This window comes from Salipiger sp. ABF4_146, from assembly GCF_056161345.1.
On record NZ_JBSWYX010000020.1, the window covers coordinates 64848 to 81343 of the forward strand.

The following is a 16496-nucleotide window of genomic DNA, read 5'->3' on the forward strand; positions in this document are numbered from 1 at the left end:
CGCCCCGCTTCACGCGCATCGGTCTACAGGCAGCGCGGGCAGAGGAAAAGCCCCGCCCGGCTCACGGCTGCGCCATGGCACGGCGCAGCAGCGCGCGAAAGGCGCCGCTGGCCGCGTTCAGATCGATCGTGGCGGGGTCGTTGACTGTGAGCGCCGCGCACAGCAACCGATCCTCGCCGTCGTTCAGCGCCACGGTGAAATTGAGCACCCCCGGCTCCGCGCCCCCCTTGTAGGCGGCCGGTGCGATCCCCGCAGCGGGACCGGGGTTGAGCTGCAGCAGCGGCAGATCGGCCATCGGCTCGATCAGCGCGCAGAGCCGGTCGAGCGGCACGTACCACTCGACCCCCGGCACGGCCTGCCCACTGGCAGCGGCAGCGTCGGGCGGCAGAACAGCAGCCTCGGCGGCGATCGTCGGGCGCGCTTCGAGACCCGCATCGCGCCAGATCTGTGCCGCGACCGGATCGGCCTTGAGCGCGAAGAACTCCCGCGTCGACAGCAGCGTCTCCGGCACGACCCCCAGCGCTTCGGCCACGGCGTCCCGACCCAACAGGTCAAGCAGCAAGTCGCTGGCGGTATTGTCGCTCTCGGCGATCATCAGCAGCGCCGCGGTGTGCAGGGTGACCGGCGCATCCTCGGGAAAGTCCTGCAATCGCCCGGTGGGCAGCGAGCGATGCGCCTCGGTGATCCGCAGCACCCGGTCCCAATCCGTCTTGCCGGCCCTGACGTCGCGCACAAGCACCGAAAGAATGCCCAGCTTGAAGGCCGATCCCACCGCCATCGGGTGCGCCGCGCCCTGCGCCGCCAAGACCTCGCCTTCGCGCTGCACCAGCCACGAGACCTCGGCGCCCAGCCCCTCCAAAGCGGCCACTGCGGCGCGCAGATCGGCCACCAGCGGCTCAGGCGCGCCGAAGCGCAGCCCGGCGATACGTCTCTGCCCGTCAAGCACGATGCGCACCGGAAGCTGGTGGCTGGCGCTGCGCAACAGGCCGCTGCCGTCCGGCTGCAGGTCGATCTCCTCCACCGGTCCGACCTGCGCCGCCAAGGTCTCCAAGAGGCCATCAAGTTGCGCCTCGGGCACTGCCCGAGCAAACTCAGGCGTGACCGCCACCGCTCCGGCCCCATCGGTCAGCAGCGCCTGCAGCGCCGCGCGCTCGGCCTCCTTCGCCGCGACGGGCGTCCAAGCGCCCAGCCCGAGCAGCGTCAGCACGACCGCCAGAAATCCCTTCACGTCAATCCCTCCCTGAAATCCAGTTGGTCAAATGCAAAGAGAGGCCCCGGCGGGCCCCTCTTTCATCTTTCCACAAATACGTCCGGGGGTGAATTGGCCATCGGCCAAGAGGGGGCAGCGCCCCCGTCCCTGCCCGGTTTCAGTGCCGGAAGTGACGCATCCCGGTGAAGACCATGGCAAGACCTGCCTCATCGGCTGCCGCGATCACCTCATTGTCGCGCATCGAGCCACCCGGCTGGATCACCGTGGTTGCGCCTGCAGCCGCCGCTTCCAGCAGGCCGTCGGCGAAGGGAAAGAACGCATCGGAGGCCACCGCAGAGCCTTTGGTCAGCGCCTCGGGCAGTTCCAGAGCTTCAGCCATGCGCTCGGCTTTCTTGGCGGCGATCAGTGCCGAGTCGACGCGGCTCATCTGGCCCGCCCCGACGCCGACGGTGGCGCCGTTCTTGACGTAGACGATGGCGTTCGACTTGACGTGCTTGGCGACCTTCCATGCGAACAGCAGGTCCTGCAGTTCCTCGTCCGACGGCTGGCGCTTGGTGACAACCTTCAGGTCTTCCAGCGTGATCAGCCCATTGTCCTTGTCCTGCACCAGCATGCCGCCCGAGACCTGACGGTAGGCAAGCCCCGGCTCCGCGGTGTTGGCCAGACCGTTGGTGGTCAGCAGGCGCAGGTTCTTCTTCTTGGCGAAGATCTCCTTGGCCGCGTCATCGGCGCCCGGCGCGATCACCACCTCGGTGAAGATCTCGGTGATTGCCTCGGCGGTTTCTGCGTCCAGCGGCTTGTTCAGCGCGACGATGCCGCCAAAGGCGGAGGTGCGGTCGCAGTCAAACGCCTTCTGGTAGGCTTCCTTCAGGGTCGCACCCTTGGCGACACCGCAGGGGTTGGCGTGCTTGATGATCGCGCAGGCCGGGCCGTCGGCGGGCAGGAATTCCGAAACCAGCTCAAACGCGGCGTCGGTGTCGTTGATGTTGTTGTAGCTGAGTTCCTTGCCCTGATGCTGCACGGCGGAGGCAACGCCCGGACGGTCCGAACCGTCGCGGTAGAAGGCGGCCTTCTGATGCGGGTTCTCGCCGTAGCGCAGGGTCTGGGCGATCTCGCCCGAGAACACACGGCGGCGCGGGGCATCGTCGTTCAGCGCGCCGGCCATCCAAGTCGAAACCGCGGCGTCATAGGCGCCGGTGCGGGCATAGGCGACCTGCGCCAGCTTCTGGCGGAAGGCATAGGAGGTCGCGCCGTCGTTGGCATCGAGCTCGGCCAGCAGCGCCTCATAGTCGGCGACATCGGTGACGACGTTGACGAAAGCGTGGTTCTTGGCAGCCGCGCGGATCATCGCCGGGCCGCCGATGTCGATGTTCTCGATGCAGGTGTCGTAGTCGGCGCCCTTGGCGACGGTTTCCTCGAACGGGTAGAGGTTGACCACCAGCAGGTCGATCCCGGTGATGCCGTGCGCCTTCATCGCCTCGACATGCGCGTCGTTGTCGCGCAGCGCCAGCAGGCCACCATGGATGCGCGGGTGCAGCGTTTTAACCCGGCCGTCCATCATTTCGGGGAACTCGGTCACGTCCGAGACGTCGCGGACCGGGATGCCCGCGTCGCGGATGGTCTTGGCAGAGCCTCCGGTGGAGAGCAGCTCGATCCCCTTCGCGCTAAGCGCCTGGGCCAAGTCGATAAGACCGGTCTTGTCGGAGACGGAAATCAGGGCGCGGGCGACGGGGTGCAGATCAGGCATGAGGAGGGTCCCAGATGGTTCAGAGCGTCACATCCGGCTCGTCTTGGGCAAGGTCTCGGATCGCCACAGCGGTGTCCTGTGCTTTACCCAGCGACCAGCGGATGCGCGTCGCATACTCCATCGCGCGCCCGGATAAAACGATCTGTTGCGCCGCACGGGGCCGTAAACGCCCCTTTTCGAGGTAAACCGAGCTTTCCAGGGACATTTCCATGCCCGGATCGGTGCGGAACACCCAAATCTCTCCAGACCGCAGGCCCAGCGACACCGCCGCGCCGCCCAGATCGATCTCGGCGTCGACCTCGGGATGCAGGTGAAAACGAATCTGATACGGCACGCCGGTCAGCCCGGCCTTGTCGAGCCGCCGGTCAAAAGCCTTGCGGTCGGCCCCATCCAGCGCAAACAGCATATCCTCGCCAGAGAGCATCCGTCCATCGAGCGTCAGCTCCAGCTTGCGCGCATGGGTCAGGCCATGGCTGCGCTTGTAGCCGTCATGCGCGCCTTCGAAACGCCAGCCCGCCGCCGCCTGCTCCAATTCCACCGGCACATCGCGCGGCGCCTCGACGATAAGCTCGCGCTCGACCCCGCCGATGCGCTTACGCGGCCCCAGCTTGGAGCTTGAGGCGGCATCGAGGCAAAGCGTGGAATGCGACGGCGTGGCGCGTCCGGCGCGGCGCCATTCCTCGCCAAAGACCTGTCCCGCGCCGCAGCTGACGATCAGCGGGCGGCGGCCCGAGGTCAGCTCGAACCCCAATGTCGATGCATGCGCCTCGGCCGAAGCGCGCCCCGCTGGCGGCGCAGCCGCATCAATAATCACCGTGCTGCGTCCGCCGGTCATCCGCGCATAGCCCATAGCCAGCCCCTCGACCGGACGGCGCCGCACGCCCGAGGCCGCCAATGCCTGATCGAGCCGCCCCTCGGCGCCGCGTCCGCCGCCGTGAAAGCGCGCCAGCCCACCGTCGGCATGGCGCAGCGCACGCAGGCTCGGTGCGATGCGGGTGATGGCATTGAGATGCGCCGCGCCCGGCTCGATATCGCCTTCCTCCAGCGCCGCACGGGCCCATGTGAGCAGGGTGAAGACCTCCAACAATTCTTCAGGATTGCGGGTCGGCAAGCCGCCTTCCACGTCGATCTGCCGGGTGCATTCCAGATCCAGCGCGCGCCGCGCCGGATCGAGATGCGCGCCCATCCCTTCGAGCGACAGCGCCGCATAAATCAGCCCGGTAAGCGCCTCGAACCGCGGCAGGCCGGGCAGCGCGGCGGCGCGGCGCTTGGCCAAAAAGCGGGTTTGCGCCGCAAGCGCGCGGTAAAAGCGCGTCGAGTCATCGGCGCTCATGCCGCGCAGCAGGAACAGCGCATGGTGGATCCAGCGGATCAGCCGCCGCCCCGACAGCTCCGGCACCCAGCCCGGCCCGGTGCCGCGGCCATAGCGCGCGATCCAGCCCATCAGCCAGTCTTGTGCCAATTGCCGCGCCTGCGTGTCACCAACCGCCGCCAGATCGTCGAGCCAGCCGAAGGCATGGATCTCCTCCTGCCACGCGGCGTCCTCGACCTCGATGTCCCAGATGCTGGTGCCCGGCGCCTCGGCGAGATAGCCGGCGAACATCAGGTTCCCGGCGCAGAGCTGCCTTCCGCGGGCAAACTGCCCCGTAGCGCGTGGTTCGGGCTGCGAGACAAAGGCCGTGGCGCTTCCGGCCCGCCCGGCGAGCCGCGAATGCACGCGGTTGAGAAACTGCGTGGCGGAGACCGACCAGCTCGCCATATCTACCATGCCCTGCCCTTCTGCCGCTGTCGCGGCTTTTGCCGGCAAGATACAGCGGCAGACCCTGCAAGTCACCGTGCAGGCGGCGGATTTTCGGGCGCGCCTCGGCCAGCGCCACAGTTTTGCGGCGAAAGCGCAACGCCGGGCCGCGCAGTCGCCCTTTAGGCAGGCTGGAAAGCGGGCCGGAAAGCAGGCAGGGTTACCCGGCGGGCTTTTGCAGAACCGCCATGTAAAAGCCGTCCATGCCACCACGCTCGGGCCAGTAATCGGGGCGCAGCCGCAGGCCGCCCTCTTGCGTGCGCCAGCCGTCCTCGATCCACGGCGCATCCAGCGGCAGCACGCGCAACCCCTCGTGGCGCCCCAGCGCCTCCTCGATATGGCACTCGCCCTCGTCGGGCAGCAGCGAGCAGGTGCAGAACACCAGCCGCCCGCCGGGCTTCAGCAGGCCAAGCGCGTGGTCGAGCATGGCTTCCTGCAGGCCGATCAGTTCCGAAATGCCCTCGCCCTGCTTGGCATGCGGCAGATCGGGATGGCGCCGGATCGTGCCGGTGGCCGAACAGGGCGCATCAAGCAAGATTGCATCATAGCTGCCGGTGGCCTCAAGCGCGTCGCCGACCTTGGTTTCGGCCTTCAGCCCGGTGCGGGTGAGGTTTTCTATCACCCGCGCCATGCGCCCTTCCGACAGGTCCAGAGCCGTCACCTCGGCACCGCCCGCCGCCAGTTGCAGCGTCTTACCGCCCGGCGCGGCGCACATGTCGAGCACGCGCAGCCCGGTCACGTCGCCGAGCAGTTTGGCGGGCAGCGCCGCGGCGGCGTCCTGCACCCACCAACCGCCCTCGTCGAAGCCGGGCAGCGCCGACACCTGCCCCGGATCGGCCAGACGCAGTGAACCGGTGGGCAGCAGTTCGGCGCCAAGCCGCTCTGCCCAGACCTCTGCGTCGCGGCTCACCGAGATGTCCAGCGGCGCGCCGGCCACATGCGCGCGCTCCATCGCCGCCACCGCCTGCGGCCCCCACGCTGCCACCAGCGGATCGCGCAGCCAGCGCGGCAGGCGCGGCGCGCGCAGTTTCGCCCACAGCTCGGGCCCTTCGTCGGCCAGCCGCCGCAGCACCGCGTTGACCATGCCCGACATCGTCTGCGTCTTGCGATCCGCCGTGACGAGGCTGACGCAATCATTGACCACGCCATGTGCCGCACCGCCGGTGCACAGCTCGTAGGCCCCAAGGCGCAGCACGTTGCGCACCGACAGCGGCGGCGCCTTGCGCAACCGTGGCTTCAGCACCTGATCGCAGCGCGGCAGGTTACGCAGCACCTCGGTCGCCAGCCGCTGCGCCGCGGCGCGGTCGGCCGGGTCCAGCTTGGCAAAGGCGCCGCCCTGCATCGCATCGCTGAGCTGGCGCTGCTGCCCCAGCACCTGCCCCAATAACGCCAGTGCTGCGGCCCGCGCGGGGCTGGCCGCCGGGGTGTCCTTGCCATTGCGCGCGCCCTTGCCCGGGCGCTTGCCCTTGCCTTGGCCTTTTGTGCTGTCTGCCATAGGAACCACTCCGCGAACCTGCGGGTCTTGCCCGCGCCTGATCCCGGGGCCTATATCAAGGGGACCCACGCAAGGAAAGCGCGCCCGAGGAGGGCACTGCCATGAGCGACGAGACACGCCCCGAGACCACCGCCGATCTTCCTCCTGCCGCGCAGCGCGCACTGGCCGAGGCCGCCGAGCGCCGCAAGGCCGAGGAAGAGGCCCGCGCCAAGGCCCCGCCGGCCAAGGAATACGGCGGGCGCGACGGGCTCGACCCGGCCCGCTACGGCGACTGGGAGAAGAAAGGCATCGCGATCGACTTTTAAGGTCGCGCGGCGGCACCCCCGCGACACCAGCGCCTGTTGACGCGCCCGCTTGCCTTGGCAATCGTCTGGGCATGCGTCGATCGGAGAAATAAAGCGTGCCGCGCCCTGCCGACCCCGGCTTTCACGCGCTGAGCGCAGAGGATACGGCGGCCCGCCTTGGCGTGTCGCCCGGTCGCGGACTGTCGCGCGAAGAGGCGGCGGCGCGGCTGGCGCGGGTCGGGCCCAACCGCCTGCGCGAGCAGAAACCGCAAAGCCTGCTGACGCTGCTCGTCCACCAGCTGCGCAGCGTCATCGTCTGGCTGCTGGCCGCCGCCGCCGGGTTCTCGCTGTTGGTGCAGGACCATGTCGAGGCGCTGGCGATCCTCGCCGTTCTCGCGCTCAACACAGCCATCGGGTTCTTCACCGAGCTGCGCGCGGCCCGTTCGATGGAAGCGCTGCTGCATATGGCCGAGGTGCAGACCCGCGTCCGCCGCGACGGGGCGGCGCAGATGGTTGATGCGCGCGCGCTGGTGCCGGGGGATGTGGTGATCCTAGAGGCGGGGGATGTCATCACCGCCGATCTGCGCCTGCTTCGCGCCTCCGGGCTCTATGCCGACGAATCCGTGCTCACCGGTGAGTCGCTGCCGGTGGAAAAGACCGCCGCACCCGTAGCGCCCGCGGCCCCGCTGGCAGACCGGCACAGCATGGTTTTCAAAGGCACCGCGCTCAGCCGGGGCAGCGGTGAGGCCATCGTCACCGCCACCGGTATGGACACCGAGCTGGGCCATATCTCACAACTGACGCAGGAGGCCGAGGCCGAAGCCTCGCCGCTAGAGCGGCGACTGGCGCGGCTGGGGCAGAAGCTGGTGTGGCTGACGCTGGCGCTTGCGCTGGCAATGATCGGCGCAGGGGTCGCGCGCGGGCATGCGTGGATCGACATGATCCAAACCGGCGTCGCGCTGGCCGTGGCGGCGATTCCCGAAGGGTTGCCGGTTGTCGCGACGCTCTGCCTTGCCCGCGGCATGTGGCGCATGGCGCGGCACAACGCTGTGATCACCCGGCTGGCGTCGGTGGAAACACTGGGCGCAACGACGGTCATTCTCACCGACAAGACCGGCACGCTCACCGAAAACCGCATGCAGGTGGTGCGCTATCTGCTTGCCGCCGGCGACACGGCCTTCCCGCCGCAGGGCGACGTGGCTCAGACGTCACCGCTGGGTCAGGCGCTACAGGTCGGCGCGCTGTGCAACGAGGCCGAACTCGCGCAAGACGGCAGCCGCGGCACCGGCGACCCCATGGAGCTGGCGCTTCTGGAGGCCGCGCGCGCGGCGGGTATCGCCGGCGACAATCCGATGCTGGCCGAGCATGCCTTCGACCCCGAGCGGCGGATGATGGCAACGGTGCACCGGGATGCGCGCGGTGCCTTCTACGCTGTGAAGGGCGCGCCGGAATCGGTGCTGGAGGTCTGCGACCGGGTGCTCGGCCCCTCCGGCGTGCAGCCGCTGGATGCGGCGGACCGCGCCCGCTGGCAAGAGCGCAACACGGAGGCGGCCAAGGACGGGTTGCGCGGTCTGGCGCTGGCGATGAAGCACGCCGACAGCGCCGAGGACCCGCCCTACAGCGGCCTCACCTTGCTGGGGCTGGTGTGCTTCGCCGACCCGCTGCGCGCCGACGTGCCCCCCGCCATCGCCGCCTGCCGCGCTGCGGGCATCCGTGTGGTGATGATCACCGGCGATCACGCCCAGACCGCCGCCCGCATTGCCCGCGACGCGGGCCTGCACGACGGCACTTCCGAGGTCATTGAAGGCAGCGCGCTCACCGGGTTCGACCCCGCCACGGCGAGCGACGCAGACCGCGCCCGGCTGCGCCGCGCCGATGTCTTCGCCCGCGTCGCGCCGGACATGAAACTGGCGCTGGTGTCGGCCTATCAGCGCGACGGGCAGATCGTCGCCATGACCGGCGACGGGGTGAACGACGCGCCGGCGTTGAAGAAGGCCGACATCGGCATCGCCATGGGCCAGCGCGGCACGCAGGTGGCGCGCGAGGCGGCGCATATGGTGCTGCGTGACGACCGGCTCGCCACCATCGTCGAGGCGGTGCATCAGGGGCGGGTGATCTTCGGCAATATCCGCAAGTTCGTGCTTTACCTGATGTCCTGCAACCTCTGCGAGGTGCTGGTCGTGACGCTGGCGGTAAGCGCCGGGCTGCCCGCGCCGCTGCTGCCGCTGCAAATCCTGTTCCTGAATCTTGTCACGGATGTCTTCCCCGCCTTCGCGCTGGGGCTGGGCCGGGGCGACGCGCAGGAAATGCGTCGCCCGCCGCGCGACCCGTCAGAGCCGATCCTTGGCCGGGCGCAATGGGTGTGGATCGCCGCGCTTGGCGGGCTGCTCGCCGCCGCGACCCTGGCGGCCTTTGCGGTGGCACTCTACGCGCTGCACCTGCCCGGAGAGGAGGCGATCACCGTGGCCTTCGTGACGCTGGCGCTGGCGCAGCTGTGGAACGTGTTCAACGTGCGCGCGCCGGGCACCGGGCTGGTGGACAACGACGTGCTGCGCAACCCCTACGTCTGGGGCGCGCTGGCGCTCTGCTGCGCGCTGATCGCCGCGGCGCTCTGGCTGCCGGCTCTGTCGCAGGTGCTGCGCCTGCCCGCGCCCGGCGGCGCCGGGCTGGGGCTGGCCCTGGGCATGAGCCTTTTGCCGCTGGTCATCGGACAAATCGCCACCGGGCTGCGCGCAGCCCGGCGCTGACACCGAGACCCTGCTCAGTCGCCGAGGCCCAGCACGTCGAGCATGTCATACTCGCCCGGCGCCTTGTCCTGCCCCCAGACCGCCGCCTTCAGCGCACCGCGGGCAAACAGCGCGCGGTCCGACGCGATGTGCTTGAGCGTGATACGCTCGCCAGCAGCGGCAAAGATCACCTCGTGCTCGCCCACCACGTCGCCGCCGCGCAGCGCGGCAAAGCCGATGGCGCCGCGCTCGCGCGCGCCGGTGATGCCGTCGCGGCCCCGGTCCGCCGCTTCCGAAAGCGTCACGCCCCGGCCCTCGGCCGCCGCCTCGCCAAGCATCAGCGCGGTGCCCGAAGGCGCATCGACCTTACGGTTGTGGTGCATCTCGACGATCTCGATGTCCCAATCCTCGTCGAGCGCCGCGGCCACCTGCTTGGTCACCTTCGTCAGCAGGTTCACCCCGAGGCTCATGTTGCCAGCGCGCACGATCACCGCGTGGCGGGCGGCGGCGCGGAGCTTCTCCAGATCGCTGTCTTCAAGGCCGGTGGTGCCGATCACATGCACGGCGCGGGCCTGCGCCGCCAGTTCAGCAAAGTGCACCGTCGCCGCTGGGGCGGTGAAATCGAGCACCGCCTGCGCCTTGGCGAAGGTCTCCAGCGGGTCATCGCTGACGGTGATGCCCATCTCGGTGCCGCCCATGCAGCTGCCGAGATCGCGGCCCACCCAGTCGTTGCCCTCACGCTCGACCGCGCCGACGAGTTTGACCCTGTCGCTGGCCAGCACCTCGCGCACCAGCATCTGGCCCATGCGCCCCGACACGCCCGTCACGACAATCCCCGGCAGTTCCGACATCTTGCTCTCCGTTCCGCGTAGCTTTGCGCCCGGCTTACTCTGCCTCGGGGCGGTTGGCAAAGCACATGTCCCAAAGGAAGCCACGTGCCGGGTGCGCAGGCTTTCTCCGCGCGGGCCTTCACATGGGCTCCAACGCCCGTCCGCACCCTGCGGAAGTGCGCAGAGACTTCACCGACATCTTCTTGGCAATTGCCCGCGGGAGGCCTATGTCTGCGCCATGGCAAAGAACAGATTCCACGAGGGCTCCGGCCCCAGCCAGAGACAGCTTCGGGTCGGCGAACTCATTCGCCGGACCTTGGCGGACGTGCTCAATCGCGGCGATGTGCACGACCCCGAGCTGAACCGGCTTTCGATCACCGTCGGCGAGGTGCGCTGCTCTCCCGATCTCAAAGTGGCCACCGCCTATGTGGTGCCCCTTGGCGGCAAGGACAGCGGAAACATGTTCGAGCTGCTCGAGCGCAACAAATCCGAGCTGCGCCGCGCGGTCTCGAAGGAGATGACGCTGAAATATGCGCCGGACCTGCGCTTCCGCCTCGACGAGACCTTCGACCGGCTCGACGAAACCCGGCGGCTGTTCTCGCAAGAAGAAGTGCGCCGCGATCTTGATGGTCCGGCGGACGAGGACAGCGACGCGTGAGCCTGCACGCCGCCCTGACCGCGCTTTCGCTGGGGGCGGCGGCGCTTGTGCCCTCGCTGGCCGCAGCCGTGAGTTGCGAAAGCGCCACCTACGGCGACCGCGACTACACGCTCTGCCGGGTCAGCGCCGACGAGGACCTGCGCACTTTCCTGCGCGCTCCGAACGGCGAGGTCTGGGGGCATTTCGCCACGCTCGACGGCGCGCTGCGCGAAGAGGGCCAGCGACTGGTCTTCGCGATGAACGCCGGCATGTACCACGAGGACCGCGCACCGGTCGGCCATTACGTCGAGGACGGCGCCGAAGAGATGCGCGTCATCTCCAGCCCCGGCCCCGGCAATTTCGGCCTGCTGCCGAACGGCATCCTGTGCATCGAAAACGGCCGAGCGCAGGTCTTTGAGACTCGCGACTTCCTATCGAAGAAACCGCAGTGCCGCTACGCCACGCAATCGGGGCCGATGCTGGTGATCGACGGTGAGCTGCACCCGCGGTTCCTGCCCGACAGCAATTCGCGCTACATCCGCAACGGCGTCGGCACCTCGGCGGACGGCAAGGACCTGATCTTTGCCATCTCTGAAGAGCCGGTGAGCTTTTACGAGTTCGGCAGCCTGTTCCGCGACGATCTGAACATGCCGAACGCGCTGTTTTTCGATGGCAATGTCTCGCGGCTTTTCGCGCCCGACTTCGGGCGCACCGACATTGGCCGCCCGCTCGGCCCCATCGTCGGCGTCGTCGAGCCCTCGAGCTGAGCAGACCGGCGCACGTGCCGCTGCCGGTGGCGCTATCGCCGCGCCCCCGGCTTGCCTTGCAGGCCCGCGCGGCCTACCCAGATATCAAAGACTTCCGGAGGTGACATGGACGGCGTGACGGATCGCAACGAAGCCAAAGACCTGCAATCCCTGACCGCGCAGCTGCTCGACGTGGCAAAGCAGGCCGGCGCGGATGCCGCCGACGCCATTGCCATCGACGGCACCTCGCTGAGCATCGATGTGCGCGGCGGCGCGCTGGAGCAGGCCGAACGCGCCGAGGGCACCGACATCGGGCTGCGCGTGCTGATCGGCCAGCGCAGCGCTGTGGTCTCCGCCTCGGACGTGAAGCCCGAGACCCTGCGGGCAATGGCCGAGCGTGCCGTGGCCATGGCCCGCGAAGCGCCCGAAGACCCCTATGCCGGGCTCGCAGACCCTTCGCAGCTGGCGCAGGGATGGGATCTCGCGGCGCTGGAACTCGCCGACCCCGCCGCCGACCCGGCCCCCGACGCCCTGCAGCGCGACGCGCTCGAGGCCGAGGCCGCCGCGCTGGCGGTCGAGGGCATCACGCAGGTACAGGCTTCTTCGGCCTCTTATGGCGCGCAACGGGTGCATCTGGCCGCCAGCAACGGGTTTTCGGGCGGTTATGCCCGCACGTCGCGCTCGACCTCCTGTGTCGCGATCGCGGGCTCGGGACTGGAGATGGAGCGCGACTATGACGGCGACAGCCGCACCTTCCAGTCCGATCTGCGCAGCCCCGCCGAGATCGGACGCCGCGCGGCCGACCGGGCGCTGGAGCGGCTGAAGCCGCGCAAACCCAAGACCGGCGCCTATCCGGTGCTGTTCGACGAGCGCATCGCAGCCTCACTGATCGGGCACCTGGTCTCGGCGGCCAATGGCGCCGCGGTGGCGCGCGGCGGCTCGTGGCTGCGCGACGCGCTTGGTGAGCCGGTGCTGCCGGACGCGCTGTCGCTGATCGAGGACCCGCACCGCGCCCGCGTCTCGGGCTCGCGCCCCTTCGACGCCGAGGGTCTGCCGACGCAGCGCCGCGCGCTGGTACAGGACGGCGTGCTGACCGGCTGGACGCTCGATCTCGCCACTGCTCGCAAGCTCGCCATGGCCCCCACCGGCAACGCCGCGCGCGGCCCGTCTTCGGGCCCGTCGCCCACCGTCTGGAACCTTGCGCTGACGCAGGGCGACAAGACGCGCGAGCAGCTGATTGCCGAAATGGGCCGGGGGCTGGTCGTCACCTCTATGATCGGCGCGACGATCAACCCCAACACCGGCGATTACTCGCGCGGGGCCGCGGGCTGGTGGGTCGAGAACGGCGAGATCGCCTACCCGGTCTCGGGCGTCACCATCGCAGGCAACCTGCGGCAGATGCTGCGCTCGATCGTGCCCGCCAATGACGCGCGGCCTTGGCTGTCGCGCGTGGTGCCCTCGTTGCTGGTCGAGGGGCTGACGCTTGCCGGCGAATGAGACCGATCGCCTCCTGCTTGAGCGCGCCGCCCGCGAGGCCGGCGCGTTGGCGCTGTCGTTCGGGCCCGATCAGCTCGACGTGCAGCGCAAGGAGGCCGATGGCAGCCCGGTGACCGCCGCCGACCTCGCGGTGAACGCCCGGCTCGCAGACCTGCTGCGCGGCGCCCGCCCCGGCTATGGCTGGCTGTCCGAGGAAAGTGCCGAAGACCCCAACCGCCATAGTGCCGAGCGGGTGTTCATCGTCGATCCCATCGACGGCACGCGCAGCTTCATCGAAGGCGCGGACACATGGGCGCATTCGCTTGCCGTGGCCGAGCACGGGCGCGTCACCGCCGCCGCCATCTATCTGCCGAAACGTGATTTGCTTTACAGCGCCGCTGCCGGTGAGGGCGTGACGCTTAACGGCGTGCCGATCCGCACCACCGGCACCGCGGTGCTGGAAGAGGCGGAGGTGCTGGCCCCGCGCCCGGTGATCGACGCCCCCTACTGGCGCGTGCCGCTGCCCCCGATCCGTCGCGCCCACCGCCCTTCGCTGGCTTACCGGCTGGGACTGGTGGCCGAGGGCCGCTTCGACGCGATGCTCACCTTCCGCCCGACCTGGGAGTGGGACATCGCCGCCGGCACGCTGCTGCTCCAAGAAGCTGGCGCCACGGTGACGGACCGGCTGGGACGCCCGCTGCGCTTCAACGCCCGCCACCCGCAGCACAGCGGGGTTGTCGCCGCCAACCCGGCGCTGCATGGCGACATCATGAGCCGGTTGACGCTGGCCCCCTGATCCCCACGGCTGACCCGGCAAACCTGACCCGGCAAGCCGGCGCGTGATCATCGCGTCGTGATCACACAGCGCGCCTGACCTGCGGTCGAATCTTGACGCTGCGCCTGCAGAAAGTAGGTTGCCCGCGTCAACACGGGAAAGGATCCCCTATGCCTCAACGACTTCACCTCGTCTTCGGCGGCGAACTCGTCACCCCCGAAAAATCCGTGTTCAAAGATGTGGACGACATCCATATCGTCGGCATGTACCCCGATTACGCCTCTGCCTACGACGCGTGGAAGGCCGAGGCGCAGCGCACCGTGGACAACGCCCACATGCGTTATTTCATCGCCCATATTCACCGGCTGCGGGACGAGGAAACCGAAGTTTCGCCGACCGAAGAACTCGGCTGATCCATATGGCGCGCAGGCCGTTTTCCCTTGCGGCCTATCTGGCCTATGCGCGTGGCCGTGGCGGCGCAGCGGTTCCGGCCAGCGCCCCGCCGCGGCCCGAGGGATCGCTGCTCTGGCTGCACGCGGGCGGGCCGGGCGCGGGCCGCGCTCTCGCGGCGCTGGCGGCACGTCTGCTTGTGCAACGGCCCGATCTGTCGCTGTTGGTGACTGGCCACCCCGACCACCCACAGGAAGGCGCTCTGCACGCCGCGCTGCCCGGCGAAAGCCCTGCGGAGATCGAGGCTTTCTGCGATCACTGGCGCCCGGAGGTCTGCTTCTGGAGCGGTCAGGACCTGCGTCCGGCCCTGCTGCAGCGGATGCACGAGGCGGGCACGAAGCTGGTGCTGCTGGATGCCCGCGACGCGCCATGGACCAGCCCGGCGCCAAGCTGGGTGCCGGACCCGGCAAGTGCCACGCTGCAAATGTTCGACCGGATCTGCCCGGTGGACGAAGCCGCCCGCCGCCGTCTGCGCCGCGCCGGCGTCGAAGAGCGCGCCATGCCCGCCACCGGCCCGATCACCGACAGCGCACCACCGCTCGACTGCAACGCCGCGCTCTACGAAGAGATGGCCGGCGTATTGACCGGGCGCCCGGTCTGGCTCGCCGCGCGGCTGCGCAGCGCGCGTGAGGCCGAAGAGGTGCTGCTGGCGCATAAGCGTGCGGTGCGCCTTGCGCATCGGCTTATCCTCATCCTCGTGCCCGCCACCTACGAATTGGCCGCCGAGATCGCCGAGGTCGCGCGCAACTCGGGGATGCGGCTCTGCGCATGGGAGGCCGGAGAGATGCCCGATGAGAACACGCAGGTTCTGGTCACCGAGGATGCCTCGGAACTGGGCCTGTGGTACCGGCTCGCGCCGGTGGCCTTCCTCGGCGGGTCGCTGGTCAACGGCCACGGCGGCGAAGACCCGATGGAGGCCGCGGCGCATGGCACCGCGCTGCTCTACGGGCCCAACGTCGGGCGCCATCTGCCGGCCTATTCGCGCCTTGCCGAAGCGGGTGCGGCGCGCATCGTGCGCGATTTCGACTCGCTCGGCGCGGCACTTACGCAGCTTGTCGCCCCCGATCGCGCCGCCGCCATGGCGCACGCCGGCTGGGATGTGATCACCGAAGGCGCCGAGCTGACCGACGACATGATCTCGCTGGCCTGTGGCTGGTTCGACGACGCGGAGCTCACCTGATGCGCGCCCCCGGCTTCTGGCAGACATCCCCCGATGCGCCCGCCTGGCAGGCCCGGCTGCTCGCGCCGCTGGGGCTGATCGCCGCCCGCGCGACGGCGCGGCGCGTGGCGCAAGGCCCCGGTGCCCGGGTCGACGTCCCGGTGATCTGCGTCGGCAACATCAACGCTGGCGGCACCGGTAAAACGCCGACGGTCATCGCCCTGCTGGAACGTCTGCGCGAGACGGGCGCGCATGTGGTCTCGCGCGGGCACGGCGGCAGTCTTTCGGGGCCCGTCGAGGTGGACCCGCGCCAGCACAGCGCGGCGCAGGTCGGCGACGAGCCGCTGCTGCTTGCCGCCTTCGGGCGCGTCTGGGTGGCGCGCGACCGCGCCGCCGGCGCCCGCGCCGCGATTGCGGCGGGCGCCAAGGCGATCATCCTCGATGATGGCTTCCAGAATCCGGCGCTGGCCAAGGACCTGTCAATCATCGTCGTCGATGCGCGCTACGGCTTTGGCAATGGCCGCTGCCTGCCCGCCGGACCGCTGCGCGAGCCGGTGGCCACCGGCATGGCCCGCGCTGACCTGCTGCTCTCAATCGGCGGCCCAGAGTCGCAAAGCGCCTTCGACGCGCAATGGGGCGACCAGATCACCGCCCCCCGCCTGCGCGGCGCGCTGGAGCCACTGCAGACCGGTATGGACTGGCAGGACCTGCGCACCCTTGCATTCGCGGGCATCGGACATCCGGAAAAGTTCTTTGCCACGCTCCGCGGGCTCGGCGCCGATGTGGTCCGGGCCGAGGCGCTGGACGACCACCAGCCCTTCACCTCGGCGCTGCTGACACGGCTGGAGCGCGAGGCGCAGAGCTATAGCGCGCAGCTGGTCACCACCGAGAAGGACGCCGCGCGTCTGCCCGCCGCGTTCCGTCCCAAAGTGCTGAGCCTGCCGGTGCGCTTGCGCTTTGCCGATGCCGCGCCACTGGAGCGCGCATTGGCGGCACTGGGGCTCTGACCGCCTTCATTGTCCCGCAAATACGCCCGCCGGAGGCGTCCCACGCCAGCCAAAAGCGGGGGGGACGGGGGGGGGGGGGAGGGGGGGGGGGTTTTTTGGGGGGGGGGAGGGGGGTTTGGTGGGACAAACACCCACCCACTTCCCCCCCCAGAAAGC

General features: G+C 69.5%; 14 protein-coding genes. 9 read left to right on the forward strand and 5 right to left on the reverse strand.

The features are described from left to right. Nucleotides 1–61 precede the first annotated feature (61 nt). The 4 genes from ACXAJT_RS22055 to ACXAJT_RS22070 all read right to left on the reverse strand — a co-directional run bounded on the left by ACXAJT_RS22055 (nt 62) and on the right by ACXAJT_RS22070 (nt 6250). A complete protein-coding gene (locus ACXAJT_RS22055) occupies nt 62–1228 on the reverse strand; it encodes a serine hydrolase (protein ID WP_475239131.1) in 1167 nt (388 codons plus the stop codon). Nucleotides 1229–1367: 139 nt separating this feature from the next. Then, entirely contained in the window at nt 1368–2957 is a 1590-nt protein-coding gene (gene purH / locus ACXAJT_RS22060) for a bifunctional phosphoribosylaminoimidazolecarboxamide formyltransferase/IMP cyclohydrolase (protein WP_475239135.1), read from the reverse strand. Between the two features lie 19 nt (nt 2958–2976). Then, on the reverse strand, nt 2977–4725 hold the full coding sequence (locus tag ACXAJT_RS22065; protein WP_475239138.1) for a heparinase II/III family protein: 1749 nt from the start codon (nt 4723–4725) through the stop codon (nt 2977–2979). A 190-nt stretch (nt 4726–4915) separates the two neighbouring features. After that, entirely contained in the window at nt 4916–6250 is a 1335-nt protein-coding gene (locus ACXAJT_RS22070) for an RsmB/NOP family class I SAM-dependent RNA methyltransferase (RefSeq protein WP_475239139.1), read from the reverse strand. A 101-nt stretch (nt 6251–6351) separates the two neighbouring features. Between ACXAJT_RS22070 and ACXAJT_RS22075 the strand changes: the two genes are divergently transcribed. After that, nucleotides 6352–6555 carry a DUF1674 domain-containing protein gene (locus ACXAJT_RS22075; protein ID WP_475239143.1) on the forward strand — a complete coding sequence of 68 codons (204 nt, stop codon included), beginning with the start codon at nt 6352–6354 and terminating at the stop codon, nt 6553–6555. A gap of 95 nt (nt 6556–6650) precedes the next feature. Further along, nucleotides 6651–9281, forward strand: coding sequence for a cation-translocating P-type ATPase (locus ACXAJT_RS22080; protein WP_475239145.1), 2631 nt, complete (start codon nt 6651–6653; stop codon nt 9279–9281). A gap of 14 nt (nt 9282–9295) precedes the next feature. On the opposite strand, the gene dapB is transcribed toward ACXAJT_RS22080, so the two are convergent. Next, nucleotides 9296–10111: a 4-hydroxy-tetrahydrodipicolinate reductase gene (gene dapB / locus ACXAJT_RS22085; RefSeq protein WP_475239149.1), complete on the reverse strand. Its 816-nt coding sequence runs from the start codon at nt 10109–10111 to the stop codon at nt 9296–9298. Between the two features lie 217 nt (nt 10112–10328). On the opposite strand from dapB, the gene rbfA reads away from it, so the two are divergent. The 7 genes from rbfA to lpxK all read left to right on the forward strand — a co-directional run bounded on the left by rbfA (nt 10329) and on the right by lpxK (nt 16340). Continuing rightward, complete coding sequence (gene rbfA / locus ACXAJT_RS22090) at nt 10329–10748, forward strand: 30S ribosome-binding factor RbfA (protein ID WP_475239151.1); 420 nt, start codon at nt 10329–10331, stop codon at nt 10746–10748. Then, nucleotides 10745–11494 (forward strand): phosphodiester glycosidase family protein, encoded by a 750-nt coding sequence (locus ACXAJT_RS22095; protein ID WP_475239153.1) that lies wholly within the window; start codon nt 10745–10747, stop codon nt 11492–11494. Before rbfA ends, ACXAJT_RS22095 begins: the two co-directional genes overlap by 4 nt. 105 nt (nt 11495–11599) lie before the next feature. After that, nucleotides 11600–12970 (forward strand): TldD/PmbA family protein, encoded by a 1371-nt coding sequence (locus ACXAJT_RS22100; RefSeq protein WP_475239155.1) that lies wholly within the window; start codon nt 11600–11602, stop codon nt 12968–12970. Further along, nucleotides 12957–13745: an inositol monophosphatase family protein gene (locus tag ACXAJT_RS22105; RefSeq protein ID WP_475239159.1), complete on the forward strand. Its 789-nt coding sequence runs from the start codon at nt 12957–12959 to the stop codon at nt 13743–13745. The genes ACXAJT_RS22100 and ACXAJT_RS22105 overlap by 14 nt, the downstream gene beginning before the upstream one ends. 149 nt (nt 13746–13894) lie before the next feature. After that, nucleotides 13895–14137 carry a DUF4170 domain-containing protein gene (locus tag ACXAJT_RS22110; RefSeq protein WP_475239162.1) on the forward strand — a complete coding sequence of 81 codons (243 nt, stop codon included), beginning with the start codon at nt 13895–13897 and terminating at the stop codon, nt 14135–14137. Nucleotides 14138–14142: 5 nt separating this feature from the next. After that, nucleotides 14143–15354 carry a 3-deoxy-D-manno-octulosonic acid transferase gene (locus ACXAJT_RS22115; RefSeq protein WP_475239165.1) on the forward strand — a complete coding sequence of 404 codons (1212 nt, stop codon included), beginning with the start codon at nt 14143–14145 and terminating at the stop codon, nt 15352–15354. Continuing rightward, complete coding sequence (gene lpxK, locus ACXAJT_RS22120; RefSeq protein WP_475239167.1) at nt 15354–16340, forward strand: tetraacyldisaccharide 4'-kinase; 987 nt, start codon at nt 15354–15356, stop codon at nt 16338–16340. The genes ACXAJT_RS22115 and lpxK overlap by 1 nt, the downstream gene beginning before the upstream one ends. The last annotated feature ends 156 nt before the right edge of the window (nt 16341–16496 follow it).